The 20598-nt window shown below is 65.8% G+C and carries 15 protein-coding genes; 6 read left to right on the top strand and 9 right to left on the bottom strand.

Annotation, left to right across the window (positions count from 1 at the left end; all coding sequences use genetic code 11):
• The 6 genes from selA to K675_RS0128250 form a co-directional block, all read right to left on the bottom strand.
• A partial coding sequence (gene selA, locus K675_RS0128280; protein WP_017906827.1) for an L-seryl-tRNA(Sec) selenium transferase occupies positions 1 to 1068 on the bottom strand: 1068 nt, incomplete at its 3' end.
• A gap of 172 nt (positions 1069 to 1240) precedes the next feature.
• Positions 1241 to 2167 (bottom strand): formate dehydrogenase accessory protein FdhE, encoded by a 927-nt coding sequence (gene fdhE, locus K675_RS0128275; protein ID WP_017906826.1) that lies wholly within the window; start codon positions 2165 to 2167, stop codon positions 1241 to 1243.
• 4 nt (positions 2168 to 2171) lie between these two features.
• Complete coding sequence (locus tag K675_RS0128270) at positions 2172 to 2828, bottom strand: formate dehydrogenase subunit gamma (protein WP_017906825.1); 657 nt, start codon at positions 2826 to 2828, stop codon at positions 2172 to 2174.
• Positions 2825 to 3775, bottom strand: a complete 951-nt coding sequence (gene fdxH / locus K675_RS0128265; RefSeq protein WP_017906824.1) for a formate dehydrogenase subunit beta — start codon at positions 3773 to 3775, stop codon at positions 2825 to 2827. Before fdxH ends, K675_RS0128270 begins: the two co-directional genes overlap by 4 nt.
• Positions 3775 to 6843: a formate dehydrogenase-N subunit alpha gene (gene fdnG / locus K675_RS0128260; RefSeq protein WP_157384010.1), complete on the bottom strand. Its 3069-nt coding sequence runs from the start codon at positions 6841 to 6843 to the stop codon at positions 3775 to 3777. Before fdnG ends, fdxH begins: the two co-directional genes overlap by 1 nt.
• Positions 6844 to 7033: 190 nt before the next feature.
• Positions 7034 to 7387, bottom strand: a complete 354-nt coding sequence (locus K675_RS0128250; protein WP_017906821.1) for a hypothetical protein — start codon at positions 7385 to 7387, stop codon at positions 7034 to 7036.
• Between the two features lie 147 nt (positions 7388 to 7534).
• Between K675_RS0128250 and K675_RS0128245 the strand changes: the two genes are divergently transcribed.
• The 5 genes from K675_RS0128245 to K675_RS0128225 all read left to right on the top strand — a co-directional run bounded on the left by K675_RS0128245 (position 7535) and on the right by K675_RS0128225 (position 11765).
• Positions 7535 to 8128, top strand: a complete 594-nt coding sequence (locus tag K675_RS0128245; RefSeq protein WP_017906820.1) for a DUF2796 domain-containing protein — start codon at positions 7535 to 7537, stop codon at positions 8126 to 8128.
• A gap of 145 nt (positions 8129 to 8273) precedes the next feature.
• Positions 8274 to 8984 (top strand): ABC transporter ATP-binding protein, encoded by a 711-nt coding sequence (locus K675_RS0128240; protein ID WP_017906819.1) that lies wholly within the window; start codon positions 8274 to 8276, stop codon positions 8982 to 8984.
• Between the two features lies 1 nt (position 8985).
• Positions 8986 to 10251 (top strand): ABC transporter permease, encoded by a 1266-nt coding sequence (locus K675_RS0128235; RefSeq protein ID WP_017906818.1) that lies wholly within the window; start codon positions 8986 to 8988, stop codon positions 10249 to 10251.
• Between the two features lie 11 nt (positions 10252 to 10262).
• Positions 10263 to 10796, top strand: coding sequence for a DUF3299 domain-containing protein (locus K675_RS0128230; RefSeq protein ID WP_037007344.1), 534 nt, complete (start codon positions 10263 to 10265; stop codon positions 10794 to 10796).
• A 270-nt stretch (positions 10797 to 11066) separates the two neighbouring features.
• Entirely contained in the window at positions 11067 to 11765 is a 699-nt protein-coding gene (locus K675_RS0128225; protein ID WP_017906816.1) for an OmpW/AlkL family protein, read from the top strand.
• A gap of 60 nt (positions 11766 to 11825) precedes the next feature.
• Here K675_RS0128225 and K675_RS0128220 read toward each other — a convergent pair whose 3' ends face one another.
• Both K675_RS0128220 and K675_RS0128215 read right to left on the bottom strand, forming a co-directional pair.
• Positions 11826 to 12755 carry an NAD-dependent epimerase/dehydratase family protein gene (locus K675_RS0128220; RefSeq protein WP_017906815.1) on the bottom strand — a complete coding sequence of 310 codons (930 nt, stop codon included), beginning with the start codon at positions 12753 to 12755 and terminating at the stop codon, positions 11826 to 11828.
• Positions 12748 to 13632, bottom strand: coding sequence for a sugar nucleotide-binding protein (locus K675_RS0128215; protein ID WP_080635417.1), 885 nt, complete (start codon positions 13630 to 13632; stop codon positions 12748 to 12750). Before K675_RS0128215 ends, K675_RS0128220 begins: the two co-directional genes overlap by 8 nt.
• Before the next feature lie 189 nt (positions 13633 to 13821).
• Here K675_RS0128215 and K675_RS0128210 point away from each other — a divergent pair, with 189 nt between their 5' ends.
• On the top strand, positions 13822 to 18129 hold the full coding sequence (locus tag K675_RS0128210) for an Lhr family helicase (RefSeq protein WP_017906813.1): 4308 nt from the start codon (positions 13822 to 13824) through the stop codon (positions 18127 to 18129).
• Positions 18130 to 18267: 138 nt separating this feature from the next.
• Here the strand turns inward: K675_RS0128210 and K675_RS0128205 are convergent, their stop codons facing one another.
• Positions 18268 to 20298 (bottom strand): mechanosensitive ion channel family protein, encoded by a 2031-nt coding sequence (locus K675_RS0128205; RefSeq protein WP_080635419.1) that lies wholly within the window; start codon positions 20296 to 20298, stop codon positions 18268 to 18270.
• Between the last annotated feature and the right edge of the window lie 300 nt (positions 20299 to 20598).

The raw sequence follows: 20598 nt of genomic DNA, 5'->3' as shown, positions 1-20598 counted from the left end.
CAGGCTCGGCAGGCGCTCGGCCAGGCGGTCCGGGTTGCGGTAGAGCGCCAGCACCGCTTCGAGTGCCGCCAGGGTGATCTTGTCCACCCGCAGGGCGCGCTTGAGCGGGTTCTTCTTGATCTTCGCGATCAGTTCCTTGCGGCCGACGATGATCCCGGCCTGGGGCCCGCCGAGCAGCTTGTCGCCGCTGAAGGTGACGATATCGGCGCCGTCGACCAGCGCCTGGCGCACGGTCGGCTCGGCGGGCAGCCCCCAGCGGGTGAGGTCGAGCAGGCTGCCGCTGCCCAGGTCTTCGAGCAGGGGCAACTCATGTTGATGGGCAATACGCGCCAGCTCGGCGGTGGGCACCTGGGTAGTGAAACCCTGGATGCTGTAGTTGCTGCAATGCACGCGCATCAACAGGCCGGTGCGCGGGTTGATCGCGCCCTCGTAGTCGCGGGCGTGGGTGCGGTTGGTGGTGCCGATCTCGTGCAGGCGCACGCCGGCGCGGGCCATGATGTCGGGGATGCGGAAGGCGCCGCCGATCTCGATCAGTTCGCCACGGGAGATGATACCTTCCTTGCGCGCGCCCAGACTGTTGAGCGCCAGCAGCACGGCCGCGGCGTTGTTGTTGACCACGGTGACCGCTTCAGCGCCAGTCAGCTCGCGGATCAACCCCTCGATCAGATCATCGCGGTCGCCGCGCTTGCCGGTGTCCAGGTCGAATTCGAGATTGAGCGGGTAGCGGGCGGCGGTCTGCATGGCTTCGACAGCCTCTTCGGGCAGCAGCGCCCGGCCGAGGTTCGTGTGCAACACCGTGCCGGTCAGGTTGAACACCCGACGGACCTGGCTGCGCTGCTGGATCGCCAGGCGCTCGCCGGCGCGGCCGAGCAGGACTTCGGCAGCCAGTTCCGGCGCGCTCAACTGGCCCTGGCGAACGGGCTCGCGCAGGTCGTCGAGCAGTTGGCGCAGGGTGGCCAGGACAGCGTCGCGGCCATGGCGGTCGAGCAACGGCTGGCAAGCGGGATGGCGCAGCAGGGTGTCGATGGAGGGCAGGCGTGGGGGGACGTTGGCGAGGTTCGCGGGCATTCGGGCAACCTTTAGTTCATTCGGTGTCGGGACGGGCCCATTCGCGGGCAACCGAGCGTCGGCCGGCCGCTCCTACAGGAGCCTGCACGCCACCCAATAGGTGAACGACTCCACCTTGTAGGAGCGCGGCTTGCCCGCGAATGAGGGCAACGCGATTTTCCAGTGTAGCCACTCACCCTCCCCCGGGCGCCAGCATCAGGTTCGGGGCCAGGCGCTGGAAGCCCTCCTCGTCCAGCCGGATATCCAGGGCCAGGCTCGCCAGGTCATCGGCCAACGGCTCGCCCGCAGCGTCGTTCTCCAGGTAGCTCTGCTTGAGGTAGCCCTGGCAACTCGGACAGCACTCGGCCCGCAACGGCGCCTTGCCGGGCGCGTGTCGGTCATCCTCGATACTGGTGTAGCGCAGGTCCTTGCTCGACTCGCAGTACACGCACTTGACCCGCACGACATGCCATTCACAGGCGCACAGCGAGCACGCCAGATAACGCAGGCCATTGTGCTTGCCACGGTTGCGCACCACCCCGGCCATGGCCGGCGAACCGCAGGCCGGACATTGGGCCAGGCTGCCGGCAGGCTTGAGTTCCGGGCTGGGCAAGGCCAGCAGCCAACTGGACCAGGCCGCCTGCAGCGCGGCGCCGATAAAGGGCACCAGGGCGGCCGGCACGGCATCGTACTGCCCGCCGAGCAGGGCGATGCCCCACCCCTTGCGCTGGCTGTCGTCGCTGTCGCGCAAGCGCTGCACCGCGTCGGCCAGCGCCCCGTCCCCTGGCGGTGCCAGATGTTCGAGCAACGCCTGCAGCCAGGCCAGCCACGGTCCCTCACGCACCAGGCTGTCCGCCGCCAACGGCGGCAGCCCATGGCTGATACACAGGCGCTGACGCTCCTCGGCCACCGGCACGCCACCAGGCGGATGGTCGATCAGTTGCTGCTGGACCCGGCACAGTTGCGCGATCAGGCGCAGGTAGTCGCCCAGGGCATGCCCCTCGGCGAGCTGTTCCAGGCGTACGGCACGCAGTTCGAAGAGGTTGGCCGGCGGCAAATGCAGGAACGGCGGCGCTACCGCCGACGCTTCGATCTGTCCGGGTTCGAGAATGGTGCTCAAACGTTCATCCTTGTTTTCCGCCGTGGTCGTGAGGGCTCTTGTCGCCGGTCACCTCGCGGTACCACAGTTCATGATGCTTGCGTGCCCAGGCCCGGCTGACCCAGCCATGCAGCATGGCGCCAATCGATCCCTTGATCCAGATCCCGGCGTAGATGTGCACGATGATGCTGAGGATCAGTACGAACGCCGCCAGTGCATGCAGCAAGGCACTCAAACGGATCGCGCCGATGCCAAAGTAGTGACTGAAGTACGCCCGCCAGATCACCACGCCGCTGACCAGCAGCACCAGCATGCACGCCAGCAGGGTCCAGAACAGCAGCTTCTGCCCGGCGTTGTACTTGCCGATCGGCGGCACGCCTTCTTCCTGGTTGCGCATCACCCGGTCGACCCGGCGCAGCCACAGCCGGTCATTGGCGGTGATGAAGTTGGCGCGCCAGAAGCGCAGCACCAGCCCGAGGAAAAACACGAACATCGCCACCCCGATGAACGGGTGCAGGATGCGTGTCCACGGCCCGCCGCCGAACAGGTTGCTCAGCCAGAACAGCGCCGGATGAAACAGCGCCAGCCCCGACAACCCGGCCAGCACGAACAGGATCGCGACGATCCAGTGGTTGCTGCGCTCGTTGGCGTTGTAGCGCAGGATAGGCTTGTTGTCCTTCATGGCCGCTGCTCCCCCTGCCCGTCGGGCCGGTTCGGATCATAGACATGCACCGAGGGATCCACCGGGTGGACACTGCCGTCGGGCGGAGTCGGATGTTCCTCCTCCTCGACCCGCTGCGGCCCGACCCGCACATAGTGAAAGAACCCGGCCAGCACCGCCGCGCCCATGGCCAGCAGCGCCAGCGGCTTGGTCACGCCTTTCCACAGGCCGACCAGCGGGCTGATCACCGGTTGTTCCGGCAAACCGGCGTACAGCTTCGGCGTGTCGGCATGGTGCAGCACGTACATCACGTGGGTGCCGCCGACGCCATCCGGATCGTACAGCCCGGCCTTGTCGTAGCCACGCGACTTGAGGTCGACGATACGCTCGGCGGCATGCACCTTCATCTCGTCCTTGCTGCCGAAGACGATCGCCCCGGTCGGGCAGGTCTTCACGCAGGCCGGCTCCAGGCCGACGGTCACGCGGTCGGAACACAGGGTGCACTTGTAGGCCTTGTGGTCCTTCTGCGAGATCCGCGGGATGTTGAACGGGCAGCCGGTGATGCAGTAGCCGCAACCGATGCAGTGGTCCTGGTTGAAGTCGACGATACCGTTGGCGTGCTTGATGATCGCCCCCGGGCTCGGGCAGGCCTTCAGGCAACCGGGATCGGCGCAGTGCATGCAGCCGTCCTTGCGGATCAGCCACTCCAGGTTGCCGTCGTCGCGCTCGTGTTCGGTGAAGCGCATCAGGGTCCAGGTTTCGGCACTGAGGTCCTGGGGGTTGTCGTAGGTGCCATGGTTGTGGCCGACCTCGTCACGCAGTTCGTTCCACTCCGAGCACGCCACCTGGCAGGCCTTGCAGCCGATGCACTGGGTGGTGTCGATCAGCTTGGCGACTTCCTGCTGCTGGCGTACCGAAGGCGGCACGGTGGTCGTGGCGGAGCGGGCGATGATGTCTTGGCTGGCCATCAGAGTTTCTCCACTTTGACGAGGAACGACTTGGACTCCGGCGTCTGGGTGTTGCCGTCACCGAGGAACGGCACCAGGGTGTTGGTCAGGTAGCCATGCCGGGTCGTGCCGGTGAAGCCCCAGTGCAACGGGATGCCGATCTGGTGCACGGTCTGGTTGTTGACCCGCAGCGGACGGATCCGCTTGGTCACCACCGCCACCGCGTCGATGTGTCCGCGCTTGCTCGATACCCGCACCCGATCGCCGGCCTTGATCCCCTTCTCGTTGGCCAGCACCTCGCCGATCTCGACGAACTGCTCGGGCTGGGCAATCGCGTTGAGCCGGCAATGCTTGCTCCAGAAGTGGAAGTGTTCGGTCAGCCGGTAGGTGGTCGCCGCGTAGGGATATTCCTCGTGCTTGCCGAGGGTATCCCACACCGAATCGAAGATCCGCCCGGCCGGGTTGCTGATCGCCTTCTTGTTCTGCGGGTGCAGCGGGTTGATGCCGATCGGCGTCTCGAACGGTTCGTAGTGCTCGGGGAACGGCCCTTCGGCCATTTTGTCGAGCGCAAAGAACCGCGCCACGCCTTCGGGGTTCATGATGAACGGATTCATCCCCGCTTCCGGCGGCGAGTCGACCTTGAAGTCCGGCACGTCGGTGCCGCCCCAGGCCTTGCCGTTCCACCACACCAGGCGTTTTTTCTCCGGATCCCAGGGCTTGCCCTGCGGGTCGCTGGAGGCACGGTTGTAGAGGATGCGGCGGTTGGCCGGCCAGGCCCAGGCCCAGTTCTGCACCTGGTGCATGCCGTACGGGTCGCTGTTGTCACGCCGGGCCATCTGGTTGCCCTGCTCGGTCCAGCAGCCGGCGAAGATCCAGCAGCCGGACGCGGTGCTGCCGTCGTCCTTCAACTGGGCAAAGGCAGAGAGTTGCTGGCCGGCCTTGAGCGTGGTGCCGCTCGCGTCGCTCAGGTCGCTGACCGCCCAGCCGTTCATCTCCTTGGCCAGCTCTTCGGGCGAAGGCTCCTCGGGAATCTTGTACGGCCAGCTGATATTGAGCATCGGGTCCGGATAGGCACCACCCTCGGCCTGGTAGCGATGACGCAGGCGCAGGAACAGTTCGCTCATGATCTGCACATCGGTACGGGTTTCACCGGGGCCATCGGCGCCCTTCCAGTGCCATTGCAGCCAGCGACTGCTGTTGACCAGCGAGCCGTCCTCCTCGGCGAAGCAGGTGGTGGGCAGGCGGATCACCTCGGTCTGGATGTTGGCCGTGTCGACGTCGTTGAACGGCCCGGCGTTGCGCCAGAACTCCGAGGTTTCGGTGGCCAGCGGGTCCATGACCACCAGCCACTTGAGCTTGCCCAGGGCGGCGGTGACGCGGTTCTTGTCCGGCAGCGCGGCAATCGGATTGAAGCCCTGGCACATGTAGCCGTTGACCTTGCCCTGACCCATCATCTCGAACATGCGCAGCACGTCGTAGGCCGGCACGTCGAGCTTGGGCAGCCAGTCGTAGCCCCAGTTGTTGGCTGCGGTGGCGTTGGCGCCATACCAGGCCTTCATCAGGCTGACGTGGAACTTGCCGTAGTTCTGCCAGTAGGACAGTTGCCCCGGCCGCAGCGGCTTGGGTGCACGCTTGTCGATGAAGGTGGCGTAGTCCTGCTCGGCATCACCGGCCAGGGTCAGGTAGCCCGGCAGCGAGTTGGACAGCAGCCCCAGGTCGGTCAGGCCCTGGATGTTGGAGTGCCCGCGCAGGGCGTTGACCCCGCCTCCCGGCATGCCGACGTTGCCCAGCAACAGTTGCACCATCGCCGCGCTGCGGATGATCTGCGCACCGATCGAATGCTGGGTCCAGCCCAGGGCATAGAGGATGGTCATGGTCTTGCCCGGTGCCGAGCAGGTGGCGATCTCTTCCCAGATCGTCATCATCCGGTCCTGGGGCATGCCACAGGTCATGCTCGCCACTTCCGGCGTGTAGCGGCTGTAGTGCTGCTTCATCAACTGGTAGACGCAACGCGGGTGCTGCAGGGTCGGATCGACCTTGGCAAACCCGTCCTCGCCGAGTTCATAACCCCAGCCGGACTTGTCGACATAGCTGCGCCTGGCCGCGTCGTAGCCGCTGAACAGGCCATCCTCGAAGCCATAGCCAGCCTTGACGATGAACGACACGTCAGTGTAGTTGCGCACGTATTCGTGCTGGATCCTGTCATGGCTCAGCAGATAGTTGATCAGCCCGCCCATGAAGGCGATGTCGCTACCGGTGCGGATCGGCGCATAGTAGTCCGCCACCGAGGCGGTACGGGTGAACCGCGGGTCGACCACGATCAGCCGCGCCTTGTTGTGCGCCTTGGCTTCGGTCACCCACTTGAAGCCGCACGGATGCGCTTCGGCAGCGTTGCCGCCCATCACCAGGACCAGGTTCGCGTTGGCGATGTCAGACCAGTGATTGGTCATGGCGCCACGGCCGTACGTCGGGGCAAGACTTGCCACCGTCGGACCGTGTCAGACACGCGCCTGGTTATCGAACCCCAGCATGCCGAGCGAGCGGATCACCTTGTGCGTCAGGTAGCCGGCTTCGCTGGAAGCGGCGGACGCGGCAAGGAACCCCGTGGTGAGCCAGCGGTTGACCGTCTGGCCCTGGGCATTCTTCTCGATGAAGTTGGCATCGCGGTCCTGCTTCATCAGCTCGGCGACGCGATCGAGCGCTTCGTCCCAACCGATGCGGGTCCATTCCTGGCTGCCGGGCTTGCGTACCTCGGGGTACATCAGTCGGCTCGGGCTGTGGATAAAGTCCAGCAGGCCGGCGCCTTTCGGGCAGAGAGTGCCGCGGTTGACCGGATGGTCCGCGTCGCCCTCGATATGGATGATGTTCTGCTTGACGTTCTTGCCCGCGTCGCCCTGGCTGTACAGGATCAGGCCGCAGCCGACCGAGCAGTAGGGACAGGTGTTGCGGGTTTCCTTGGTATGCGCCAGCTTGAAGTGGCGCACCTGCTCGGCGAATGCCTGCGTCGGGGCCATGCCCAACGCCGCAAGGCTCGAGCCTCCAAGGCCGATGGCGGCGACCTTGAAGAACTGCCGACGGTTGAGGTCCATCGTGCACTCCTGATCAGGTGGGGGCGCACGGGACATCGCCGGCGCCTCTTGGCAATCACGGTGGCGGCGAAAACTGCCTGCCAATGGATAACTCTAGCCAAGAATCCTGAACGTGCGATGACCTGGGTCAAGACGTCGACAGTTGACGCGAGGTAATGAAGAAGATTTTTCGGTGTCGTGTCGCCGGCAATCAACCACCGATCCAACTGTAGAGCGGCGAATCCGTACCACTCTCGACCTTGACCTCGCTGCTATGGCGCAGCCGCACCAGCAAGCGCTTGCCGGCCGCCGTGGTGCCCGTCAGCGCCTCCAACTGTTCCAACAGTTCCGGGCCACTCAATTGCCCGGCCCGGCGCAGCAGATCCCGGGCCAGTTGCCATTGGGTGTCGTCCTGGCTTGCCGGCTTGCTCGGCACCGCAGTGGCGGCCACTTGCCGTGGCTCCATACCCTGCAATCGCGCGCCCAGCCGGGCCCATTCGCTGTCATCCAGTTCCAGCGTCAAATCCACCGGCCATGCGCCGACGGTCCCACGAATCCTCACCATGCCTCGGTCCTCGCTCATCTTCTGTGCCACTGGCAAGGCGCATGCTCCCACGCGTCAGCGGGATAGCCAAGCGGGTGGCCGAAACAGCAGGAAACGTTATAAGATCACATAACAAAATCCCTGATCGCCGTTTCCGGAGAAACGCCCATGCGCCGCCTGCTTCTCGCCCTGCCTTTCGCCTTGCTGCCCCTGGTCGCTGCCCAGGCCCATGAAAAAGAACATGGCAGCCTCGGTGCCCACGAACACGGCGTAGGCCGCCTGAACGCGGTGCTGGATGCCCAGACCCTGGAGCTGGAGCTGCAAAGCCCGGCGATGAACCTGGTGGGCTTCGAGCACGCGGCCACCAGCGACGCCGACAAGGCCAAGGTCGCTGCCGTGCGCGCGCTGCTGGACAAGCCGCTGGAGCTGTTCAACCTGCCCAAGGGCGCCGGCTGCGTGGTCGCCAACCAGGAACTGGAAAGCCCACTGTTCGGCGACAAGGCGCCGGAAGATGCCGACCACGATGACGATGATGACGACCATGCCGAGGCCGCCGGTGAGCACGAACATCACCACGACCACAGCGAGATCCACGCGCACTACCAGTTCACCTGCAGCACGCCGGCGGCGCTCAAGCAGCTCGACCTGAGCCAAGTTTTCAAGACCTTCCCCGCCACGCAGAAAATCCAGGTACAACTGATCTCGCCAAGCGGTCAGCAGGGTGTCGATGCGACGCCGAAGGCCGCTACCCTGAAGTTCTGACATAACGCACCTTTGTAGGAGCCGGCTTGCTGCGGGCGGCGTTCCGACGATCCGCCGCAGGCGGCCACCCGGCGGTGGTGCCAGTGGCATCGCTATCGCCAGCAAGCCGGCTCCTACAGGGCTCATCATTCGTGAAGCGGTTTCCATGACCCAAGCACTTATCGAACTGTCCGACCTGGGCTTCAACTGGCCCGGGCATCCGCAGTTGCTGGATATTCCGGCGTTCCGCCTGGAACCCGGCGAAACCCTGTTTCTCAAGGGCCCCAGCGGCAGTGGCAAGACCACCCTGCTCGGCCTGCTCGGCGGCGTGCAGAAACCCAGCCGCGGCAGCATCCGCCTGCTCGGCCAGGAACTGACCGAACTCGGCGCCGGTGCCCGCGACCGTTTCCGCGTCGATCACACCGGCTACATCTTCCAGCAGTTCAACCTGCTGCCGTTTCTCTCGGTGCGCGAGAACGTCGAGCTGCCTTGCCATTTCTCCAGGCTGCGTGCCAGTCGTGCCACCCAGCGCCACGGCAGTGTCGATCAGGCCGCCGCGACCCTGCTCGCCCACCTGGGCCTGAAGGATCCGGCGCTGCTGGAACGCCGCGCCGATTCGCTATCGATCGGCCAGCAGCAGCGCGTCGCCGCCGCCCGCGCGCTGATCGGCCAGCCAGAGCTGGTGATCGCCGACGAGCCGACTTCGGCGCTCGACTACGACGCCCGCGAGGCCTTCATCCAGCTGCTGTTCGCCGAATGCCGCGAGGCCGGCTCCAGCCTGCTGTTCGTCAGCCATGACCAGAGCCTGGCGTCATTGTTCGACCGTCACCTGTCCCTGGCCGAACTCAATCGCGCGGCCGCGCCCGCGGAGGTCTGAGATGTATCTGTTTCGACTGGCCCTGGCCAGCCTGGCCAACCGCCGCTTTACCGCCCTGCTCACGGCCTTCGCCATCGCCCTCTCGGTCTGCCTGCTGCTGGCGGTGGAGCGGGTGCGCACCGAGGCTCGCGCCAGTTTCGCCAGCACCATCAGCGGCACCGACCTGATCGTCGGCGCCCGCTCGGGCTCGGTGAACCTGCTGCTGTACTCGGTGTTCCGCATCGGCAACGCCACCAACAACATCCGCTGGGACAGCTTCGAGCACTTCGCCAACGACCCACGGGTGAAATGGGCGATCCCGATGTCCCTCGGCGACTCGCACCGCGGCTACCGGGTGCTGGGGACCAACGAGTCGTACTTCGAGCACTACCAGTACGGTCACCAGCAAAACCTGGAACTGGCCAGCGGCCGCGCCTTCGCCAGCGACCCGTTCGAAGTGGTGCTCGGTGCCGAAGTCGCCGAGGCCCTGCACTACAAGCTTGGTGACAAGCTGGTGCTGGCCCACGGCGTGGCAGCGATCAGCCTGGTCAAGCACGACGACAAGCCGTTCACCGTAGTCGGCATCCTCAAGCGCACCGGCACGCCGGTCGATCGCACGTTGCACATCAGCCTCGGCGGCATGGAGGCGATTCACATCGACTGGCACAACGGCGTACCGGCTCACGGCGCCGGGCGGATCAGCGCCGACCAGGCGCGCAACATGGACCTCACGCCCCAGGCGATCACCGCCTTCATGCTCGGCCTCAAGAGCAAGATCGCGACCTTCGCCCTGCAACGCGAGATCAATGAATTCCGTGGCGAGCCGATGCTGGCGATCCTCCCCGGCGTGGCCCTGCAGGAACTCTGGAGCCTGATGGGCACGGCGGAAAAGGCCCTGTTCGTGGTCTCGCTGTTCGTGGTGCTGACCGGCCTGATCGGCATGCTCACGGCGATCCTCACCAGCCTCAACGAACGCCGCCGGGAGATGGCGATCCTGCGTTCGGTGGGCGCGCGGCCTTGGCATATCGCCAGCCTGCTGGTGCTGGAAGCCTTCGCCCTGGCGCTGGCCGGCGTGGCGTCCGGGCTCGGCCTGTTGTACCTGGGTATTGCCCTGGCCCAGGGCTACGTGCAGTCCAACTACGGTCTCTATCTGCCGCTGTCCTGGCCAAGCGAATATGAATGGACGCTGCTCGGCGGTATCCTCGTGGCCGCCCTGTTGATGGGCAGTGTGCCAGCCTGGCGCGCCTATCGACAGTCACTGGCCGACGGCCTGTCCATTCGTTTGTGAGCCCTTGTGCGATGAAGAGAACCGTATTGCCCCGCGTCCTGTTGGCCCTGCTGTTGGTGGTGGGGCTGCCCACCTGGGCCAAGGACACGATCCGCGAGCTGGTCTGGCAGGAGATGATCCCGCCGGATGCACCACCGGAGGTGCCCGATATGCGCCCACTGCACGACCTCTCGCAACTGGGCAACATGGACCCCGAGGCCGCTCCGGCGGCCAAGCAGGCGTTGCCCAACGCACCGGTGGTCAAGGCTCTCGATGGTCAGCATGTGCGCTTGCCAGGCTACATCGTGCCGCTGGAGGTGAGCGAGGAAGGCCGGACCACGGAGTTCCTGCTGGTACCGTACTTCGGCGCCTGCATCCATGTGCCGCCCCCGCCATCGAACCAGATCGTGCACGTGACCAGCGAGCTGGGAGTCAAGCTCGACGAGTTGTACCAGCCGTACTGGATCGAGGGTGTGCTGCAGGTCAAGCCGAGCACCAGCGAGCTGGCGGATGCCGGGTACAGCATGGAAGCGCAGAAGATCTATGTGTACGAGTTGCCGGATTGAAGCAAGCGGCTGGTTGGGAACCGGACTGGCGCATTCGCGGCGATGCGGCGTCCCGACAAGCCCGGTTCCTGCCGTTTTGTGCCCAGCCACAATCGGTGTAGCCACGGCAGACCTGTAGGAGCCGGGCTTGCCCGCGAATGCGCCCGGACAGACAACATCCGACTCCCCGACTGCGCTCGATTGGCCTTTCATTGAGCTGAGTCAAGGACCTGATCGGTCCGCTCCTTACCATTGGATCCAGTGAATTCGAAACATCCTCTGGAGCCCCTCATGCACAAGTCACTGCTCAGCGCCTCTCTCGTTGCGCTCGCCCTCGCCGCCCCACTCGCCCACGCCCACGATGCCGGTGACATCATCGTTCGCGCCGGTGCGATCACGGTCAATCCGAAAGCCGACAGTTCCAGCGTCAAGGTCGACCGTGGCCCGCTGGCCGGCGCCGACCTCGGCGGCAAGGCGACCATGAGCAGCGACACCCAGTTGGGTCTGAACTTCGCTTACATGGTCACCGACCACCTGGGTATCGAGCTGCTGGCGGCGACCCCATTCGAGCATGACGTGAAGATCAAGAACACCGCCCTGGGCGCCGCCAACGGCAAGCTCGGTACCCTCAAGCACCTGCCACCGACCCTGAGCCTGGTCTACTACCCGCTCGACGCCAAGTCGGCCTTCCAGCCTTACCTGGGCGCGGGTATCAACTACACCTGGATCTACGACGAGCACGTTGGCAGCGAGGCGAGCGCCGCCGGCTTCGACAACTTCCGTGCGAAGAACTCCTGGGGCGTGGCCTGGCAGGTCGGTGCCGACTACATGCTCACCGACAAGCTGATGATCAACGCCCAGGTCCGCTACATCGACATCGACACCACTGCCTATGTCGACAACAATGCCGTGGCCGGCGGCACCCGGGCCAAGGTCAACGTCGATGTCGACCCAATGGTCTACATGGTTGGCCTGGGCTACAAGTTCTGACCCAGCCCGCACGAAAAAAGGCGCCTCGAAAGGCGCCTTTTTCATTTGTGCCGAAGGGCCTCAACGGCCCAGCAAGCGAGCCAGCCCGACGCTCATCGGCGTCGGCTCGGGGAACGCGAAACGCGCCAGCAGACGCTGGTTGTTCGCCCGCGAATGGCGGATATCACCGGAACGGGCCGGCGCGTAGCTCACCGGCGGCAGCGGCCCGACCACTTCGGCCAGCGCCTGCAACAGCTGGTTGAGGGTGGTGGAGCGGTTCAGGCCGACGTTGATCGCGCCTTCCTCCACCCGTGGCGCTTCGAGCGCCTGCACCAGCACATCCACCAGGTCGCCGACGTAGATGAAATCGCGGGTCTGCTCGCCATCGCCGAACACGGTGATCGGCAAGCCCCTCTCGGCCCGTTCGCTGAAGATGCTGATCACCCCGGAATACGGCGAGGACGGATCCTGACGCGGGCCGAACACGTTGAAGAAGCGGAAGATCACCGGTTCCAGGCCATGCTGGCGGCGGTAGAAGTCGAAGTAGTATTCGCTGGCCAGCTTGTCCGAGGCGTAGGGGGTCAGCGGCGCCTTGGGCGTGTCCTCGACGATCGACTCGCCTTCGCCGTTGTTGCCGTACACCGCCGCGCTGGAGGCGAACAGCACCCGCTTGACGCCCGCCTGGCGCATGGCCTCGCAGACGTTCAGCGTGCCGATGAAGTTGCTCTGGTGGGTCCGCACCGGGTCGTCCACCGACGCCTGCACCGAAGCCACGGCCGCCAGGTGCACCACCGCCTGGCAGCCGACCATGACCCGGGCAACCAGCGCGGCATCGGCCACGTCGCCCTCGATCAGTTCGACCCGTGGGTCGTCCAGCGCCAGGTTGCCGCGCTTGCCGGTCGACAGGTCGTCCAGCACGCGAATCGAGTAACCCTTGGCCAACAGCAACTCGGCCAGGTTGGAACCAATGAAGCCGGCGCCACCGGTGATCAGAATGGGGGCATCAGCCATGACGGTAGAACCTGTCCAGTAAAGCCGGCAGCCCGGCGCGCCAGGCGCGGGGCTTGATGCCGAAGGTGTGAAGGATTTTCTTGCAGGCCAGCACCGCGTGCTGCGGCTCCTCGGCGGCATCCGGGCGGGCCGCGTGGGCCTGGGCGGTGGGTGCCTCGATCGCCAGCGAGCGGTAGCTGCGCGCTTCACCCAGGATCGCCTGGCCCAGCGCCAGCGGCGTGGTCGCTTCATGCCCGGCGTAGTGATAGGTGCCCCACAGCGGCGCCGCGCAATCGAGTTGCTTGAGCACCGAGATGATCACCCGCGCCGCGTCGTCCACCGGCGTCGGGTTGCCGCGTCGGTCATCGGCCAAGAGCAGCTCTTGCGGCTGCTCGGCACGCGCCAGGAAGCGTCCCAGCGAGCCTTCGCGGCTGTCATCCAGCAACCAGCCGAAACGCAGCAGCACATGCTGCGGGCAGGTCGCCCGAACGCTCTGCTCGATGCGCCACAGGGCCTGGCCACGCAGGCCGAGCGGTACCGGCTCGTCCTTTTCGCTGTAGGCGGTCGCCCGCGAGCCATCGAAAACCCGATAGCTGGAGGGCTGGACGAGGATGATGTTGTGATGCTGGCAAAGTTCGGCCAGACGCTCGACCGCACTCTCCTGGCCGGCCAGGCGGGTTTCGCTGACCGTTTCAGCCTGGAACCAGTCGAAATAATAGGCGAGGTTGATCAACGCATCCGGACGGGTGTCGTCCAGCAGTTGCGTCAGGCTCGCGGCGTCCCAGCCGTCCTGCGGCGGGCGGGGGGCGAGGAAGCTGATGTCTTCCTCCGCCCCCAGGCGAATCAGCGCCTGCCCGAGGGCATTCCCGCCGCCCAATAACATAAGGCGCATTCGCATAGAGTCAGCTGGCCCAGAATCAGTTCAGAACGATGAAAGTGTATGGAAAACCGGGGTTTCCCCATTGGCAATAACCATAATCGTTGCATTTTGCGGGTTTTGGATGCAACCGTCACGGAGAAAGTGCCAGGAGGCGTGAACAAGCCCATGGCGCTTGCAAGCTGCGGCCGGCGGCCGCATAAAGGGGATATGAACCTTCCCGAATCGGTCCCCGGCGTCCTGGCGGGTTTTCACCCGGCCGTCAGCGCCTGGTTTCGCAAGACCTTCCCGGACGTCACTGCCGCCCAGGCCCGGGCCTGGCCGCTGATCGCCCGGCGCCAGTCGACGCTGATCGCCGCGCCCACCGGCTCCGGCAAGACCCTCACGGCCTTTCTCGCGGTCATCGACGACCTGGTGCGCCAGGGACTCGACCAGGACGGCAAGCTGCCGGCCGAGACCCGCGTGGTGTATGTCTCGCCGCTCAAGGCGCTGTCCAACGATATCCGCATCAACCTGCAGGAGCCATTGGCCGGCATCACCGCCGAACTGGAGCGCCAGGGGCTGCCCGCACTGCGGATCGATACGGCGGTGCGCACCGGCGATACCCCGGACAAGGAGCGCGTGCAGATGCGCAAGCGCGCACCGCACATCCTGGTTACCACTCCGGAATCACTGTACGTACTGCTCGGCTCCGAATCCGGGCGGCGCCTGCTCGCCACCACCGGTACGGTGATCGTCGATGAAATCCATGCCATCGCCGCCAGCAAGCGTGGCAGCCACCTGGCCCTGAGCCTCGAACGCCTGCAGGTGTTGTGTCGTCAGCCATTGCTGCGCATCGGCCTGTCGGCCACGCAGAAGCCCATCGAAGCGGTGTCGCGCTTGCTGGTCGGTAGCCAGCGCCCTTGCGAGATCATCGACACCGGCCATGCCCGCCCGCGCGACCTGGCGATCGAGGTCCCCAAGGTTCCGTTGAGCGCGGTGATGGCGACCGACGTCTGGGAGCTGGTCTACGACCGCCTCGCCGAACTGACCCGCGAACATCGCACCACCCTGGTGTTCGTCAATACCCGGCGCCTGGCCGAACGCCTGACCCGCCACCTGAGCGAGCGCCTCGGCAAGCAGGCCGTCGCCGCGCACCACGGCAGCCTGGCCAAGGAACAGCGCCTGGAGGCCGAACAGCGTCTCAAGCGCGGAGCGCTACGGGTGCTGGTCGCCACCGCCTCGCTGGAGCTGGGCATCGATATCGGCGAAGTCGAACTGGTCTGCCAGATCGGTTCGCCTGGCTCGATCTCGGCATTTCTGCAACGGGTCGGCCGTTCCGGTCACCAGGTCGGCGGCACGCCCAAGGGCCGGCTGTTCCCGACCAGTCGCGACGACCTGCTCGAATGTGCCGCCCTGCTCGACTGCGTGCGCCGTGGCGAACTCGATACCCTGCTGATTCCCCGTGCCCCGCTGGACGTGCTGGCGCAGCAGATCGTTGCCGAGGTCGGTTGCCAGGAATGGCAGGAGGCGGCACTGCTGGAAATGATCCACCGCGCCAGCCCCTACTCTGGGCTGAACGACCAGACCTACCAGGCCCTGCTGCGGATGCTCGCCGAGGGTTTCAACAGCCGCCAGGGCCTGCGCAGCGCCTACCTGCACCACGATACCGTGGCCCGTACCCTGCGCGGACGGCGCGGGGCCCAACTGACGGCACTGACCAGCGGCGGGACGATTCCGGACAACGCCGACTATGCCGTGCTGCTCGAACCCCAGGGGCTGAATATCGGCAGCGTCAATGAAGACTTCGCGGTGGAGAGCATCGCCGGCGACGTGTTCCAGTTGGGCAACCATTCCTATCGGATCCTGCGGGTGGAAACCGGCCGGGTGCGGGTCGAGGATGCCCACGGGCAGCCGCCGAGCATCCCGTTCTGGCTCGGCGAGGCGCCGGGGCGCAGCAACGAGCTGTCGTTTGCCGTAGCGCGCCTGCGTGGCCAGTTGGACGAACGACTGGGAATCACACCCGGCGATCTGCAACCGAGCCTCGACTGGCTGTGCCAGGAGCTTGGCCTGGACCTGGCCAGCGCCGAACAGATCGTCGAGTACCTGGCCCGCGCGCGTCAGGCCCTGGGGGCCTTGCCATCCCAGGACACCCTGCTGATGGAGCGTTTCTTCGACGAGTCCGGCGGTACCCAGCTGGTTATCCACAGCCCGTTCGGCAGCCGCGTCAACCGCGCCTGGGGCCTGGCGCTGCGCAAGCGCTTCTGCCGCACGTTCAACTTCGAACTGCAGGCGGCCGCCAGTGAGGACGCCATCGTGCTGTCGCTGTCCACCAGCCACAGCTTCGCCCTGGAGGAAGTCTGGCGTTACCTGCACAGCAAGAGCGCTGAACAGATCCTCGTCCAGGCGTTGCTCGACGCGCCGTTGTTCGGCGTGCGCTGGCGCTGGAATGCCGGGGTCGCGCTGGCGTTGCCGCGTTTCGTCGGCGGGCGCAAGGTGCCGCCGCAGATCCAGCGGATGAAGGGCGAAGACCTGACCGCCTGCGTGTTCCCGGACCAGATCGCCTGCCTGGAAAACCTCGCCGGCGAACGGGAGATTCCCGACCATCCGCTGGTGCAGCAGACCCTCGACGACTGCCTGCACGAGGCCATGGACAGCGAAGGCTGGCTGGCCTTGCTGAGACGCATGGAGGCCGGCGATATCCGCCTGGTCGCCCGCGACCTGCCCGCCCCCTCGCCGCTGGCGGCGGAGATTCTCAGCGCCAAGCCCTACACCTTTCTCGACGATGCGCCGCTGGAGGAACGTCGGACCCAGGCCGTACTCAACCGCCGCTGGAGCGACCCGCAGAGCACCGACGATCTCGGCGCGCTCGATGCTGAGGCGATCGAGGCGGTACGGGCGGAGGCCTGGCCACAACCGGCCAGCGTCGACGAGATGCACGAAGCGTTGATGAGCCTGGCGCTGATCAGCGATGCCGAGGTGGCGAACAATGAGCACTGGTCGGATTGGCTCCGGGCCCTGGCAAACAGTGGACGGGCCACCCGCCTGCAAATCGACGGCCAGGGTGGTTGGGTCGCCCTGGAGCGCCTGAATTGCCTGCAGGCACTTTATCCACAGGCCGCGCTGCAACCGCCGCTGCAGGCGCTGGCGGACTTCGAGCGATGCCGGGACGGCGACGAGGCGGCCGTCGAGGTGATTCGCGCCCGCCTCAGTGGTTTCGGCCCGTTGTCACTGGCGGAGATCGCCCGGCCGCTGGCCCTGGACAGCAGCACGGTTGCCCAGGCCCTGGCGAAACTGGAAGGCGAAGGGTATGTGCTGCGCGGCCGTTTCAGCCCTGGCGCCAGCACTGAGCAATGGTGCGAACGACATCTGCTGGCGCGCATCCATCGCTATACGGTCAAGCGCCTGCGTCGGGAGATCGAGCCGGTCAGCCTGCAGGACTTCATGCGTTTCCTGTTCGATTGGCAGCACCTGTCGAGCGCCAGCCAGGCCCGGGGCAGTGCGGCACTGCCGGCCATCGTCAGCCAGCTCGAGGGCTATGCCGCAGCGGCCGGCACCTGGGACAGTGAGCTGCTCAATGCCCGCCTGAAGGATTATTCGCCGAGCTGGCTGGATGAGCTGTGCCGTTCGGGCAGACTGGTCTGGACCCGGCTCAACGCTCGCGGCAAAACGGCGGCGACCACGTTGCGCAGTACGCCTATCGTGCTGCTGCCACGGCCACAGGTCGCGCTGTGGAGCAGCCTGGCGCAACAGACCGCCGTCGAGGAGCTGTCACCGCGCACGCTGAAAGTCCATGCCGCGCTGAGCCAGCACGGCGCGCTGTTCTTCGATGAGCTGCTGCACGAGGCCCATCTGCTGCCGACCGAGCTGGAAGCGGCACTGCAGGAGCTGGTCGGTGCCGGCCTGGTGAATGCCGACAGCTTCGCCGGGCTGCGGGCTCTGGTCACCCCGGCCAGCAAGCGCCAGGCGCGCAGTCCACGGCGTGGGCGTGGGCCGCTGGTCGGCGGCATGGACGACGCCGGGCGCTGGGCCCTGTTGCGGCGCGCGTCACCAGCGGCCAGCGATAAGGAGCGACTGCCCGAGGAAACCCTCGAACACATTGCCAGGACCCTCTTGCGCCGCTATGGCGTGGTGTTCTGGCGGCTGCTGGAGCGGGAGGCGGAATGGCTGCCGAGCTGGCGTGAACTGTTGCGCACCCTGCATCGGCTGGAGGCCCGTGGCGAAATTCGCGGCGGGCGTTTCGTCAGTGGCCTGGCTGGCGAGCAGTTCGCCCTGCCCGAGGCGATTCCGTTGCTGCGCGAGGTTCGCCGTCGGCCATTGGATGGCAGCCTGGTCGCGGTGTGTGGTGCAGACCCGCTGAACCTGGTCGGGACCCTGTTGCCCGGCAGCAAGGTGCCGGCGCTGGCGGGGAATCGGCTGGTGTATCGCGACGGGGTGCCGGCGGCAGCCGAAATCGCCGGCAAGCAGGTGTTCTGGCTGGAACTGGAGCCACCGGCGGCGGATGAGCTCAGGCAAAAGCTGATCCGGCCCTACCGGTAAAAGCTGCCCGTTGATATGCCCCCAACCTGTAGGAGCCGGCTTGCTGGCGATAGCTATCCCACTATCGGTGCAAACCTTGTTGAATGGCCGCCTGCGGCGGATCGCCAGCAAGCCGGCTCCTACAGGTTTTGCGTCAGCTCATGGCTTCGCGGGCTCCTGCTCTGTCGCCGGCAATCTCGACGGCAACATCACCTGCTGTGGATAAGTCTGCGCGAAGTGCACCCACGGGCTCTGGTCCACCAGTTTCTTCAAGCGCTCGTTGAACGCCCGGCTCACCGCGTACTGCCCACCCGAGACGGTGCGGAACTGCGCCGTCAGCACCACGCCATTGAGGTCCATGCGATCCACCCCGAACACTTCCAGCGGCCCCTGCAGGTTGAACTTGAGGAAGCTGTCCTCGCTGATCATCCGCCCGGCCTCGCGGATCAGCGCGGTGGCCTTGTCGACATCGGTGTCGTAGGTGAACTGTACCGAGAAGAACGCAAAGGCGAATTGCCGCGACTGGTTGGTGACCGCCTTGATCTGGCCGAACGGCACCGAATGGACGAAGCCCTTGCCGTCGCGCAGGCGCAGGGTACGGATGGTCAGCCCCTCCACGGTACCGGCGTGACCGGAGTCGAGCACCACCCAGTCGCCGATGGACAAGGTGTCCTCGATAATGATGAACAGGCCGGTGATCACGTCCTGCACCAGTTGCTGCGAACCGAAGCCGATCGCCAGCCCGACCACCCCGGCCCCCGCCAGCAGCGGCGCGACGTTGATCCCAAGGTTGGCCATGGTGGTGATGGTGCAGATCACCACCAGGATGATCTTCACCGCATTGCGCAACAGCGGCAGGATGGTTTTCACCCGCATGCTCGGCTGGCGCGACGAGCGCGGATTGACCGGCGGTTTCAACGCCTCCTGGATCGCCGTGTCGAGCACCACCCAGAGCAGCCAGGTCGCCAGCAGGATCAGGCCGATGCGGCTGAGGGCATCGCTGATTGCCCGACCGACGGTGTTCTGCACGGCGAACTCGTAGAGCGACAGGCCCCAGATCCGTCCCAGCAACTCGATGAAGGCCACCGCCAGGACGATCCGCAGCAGGGCATGCAACAGGCTCAGCAGGCGTTCCTTGTACACGCTGCTGCGCTGGATCGCCTCGGCACTGCGGCCCTTGAACAGGTGCTGGATGATCGTGCTGAGAAACACCGTGCCGATCAGCAGCACGGTGGTCAGCAAGGCGCAGCGCAAGGCTTTCTGGCTGTCTTCGCCGGCACCGATCAGGTTCACTGCCGACACCAGCACCATCAGCAGGATCGGCCAGTACCACAGGCCGGAGAAAATCCGCAGCGACTCCTGCAGGGCCGGCTGGCGCAGGCGTTGAGCCAGCGAACGGTTGCGGATCAGGTGGGCCACCGGCCGGCGCAGGCGAAACACCAGCACGCCGAACAGGAGCGAGGCGAACAATCCGGTGAACACGGCGACACTGCTGGTGATGTTGCCCCCCAGTTGCCGGGCGATCTGCGGGCTGGTGAGCGCGTCGCTGAGAGCCGCCAGAAAGCCGATCAGGAACAGCGGGCGCGGGCTGTAGTTGCGGATGATCCGCACCGCATGGCGCTTGTGGCCAAGGTCGAACAGCACGCTCAGGCACAGCAGCAAGCCCGTGGAGAACACCCCGCTGCTGGTGGCGTAGGCCAGGCACAACGCCAGCGCACGGCCCACCGAGACCGGCAGCAGGTGACTGGCGTAGAGGGTCAGCGGCAGGCTGGCCAGGGCCGGCAACATGTAGGGCAGGATGTAGCCCACCAGCGAGCGGCCGCGTTCACGGTCGAGCAACACTGGCTGGCGGTTGAGTCGGTGGGCGCCGAACCGGCCTAGCAGACTCAGCCCGGCGAAACTGCCGACCCAGACCAGCGACAGCAGCAGGAAGTCGGCGGCCACGCTCCAGGGCGAACGCTCGACGGTCTGGCTGACCAGCCGATCCATTTCGTCGGCCGCCCGGTCGGCTCGCAGGCGCCAGGCATCCAGCAGGTTGTCGTTGAGGTCGAGCTTGTCCTGAACCTCTTCGATACTGGAACTGAGGGCGCCGAGCAGGCCGCCCTGCACCAGCGGCTGGGGTGGCGCCTGTGGGTCGGCGGCGGGCGCGGCGCCGACGCCGCAACTGACAGACAACAGGAAAGTCGACAAGACAATGGCCAGTTTGCGTCTGGACACGGGTGGAATCCCTCTTCGGCGATCTCTGTAAGACACTGAGTCCCGGGTGTGCGGCAAAGTTCGGCCGGTGTTGCTCTGAAGGGGCCGTCACGTCCGGGCCGGGCGCCGTGCCAAACCGCCGATTGTCCACCTTGGCCGGACAGTCAAACCGATTCCAGCCGCTTTTTCCTTTTTCGACGGCTCATTAATCTGGTCACAAGTTGAACGACACCACCTCTAACCACTTAATCGAAAAAGGATTCCCCCATGAGCAAGCCGACCTACAACCGCCTG

The organism is Pseudomonas fuscovaginae SE-1 (assembly GCF_000364705.1).
GTDB lineage: Bacteria > Pseudomonadota > Gammaproteobacteria > Pseudomonadales > Pseudomonadaceae > Aquipseudomonas > Aquipseudomonas fuscovaginae_A.
The sequence above is the reverse complement of the archived record's forward strand: the minus strand, read 5'-3'. Positions and strand labels throughout refer to the sequence as shown.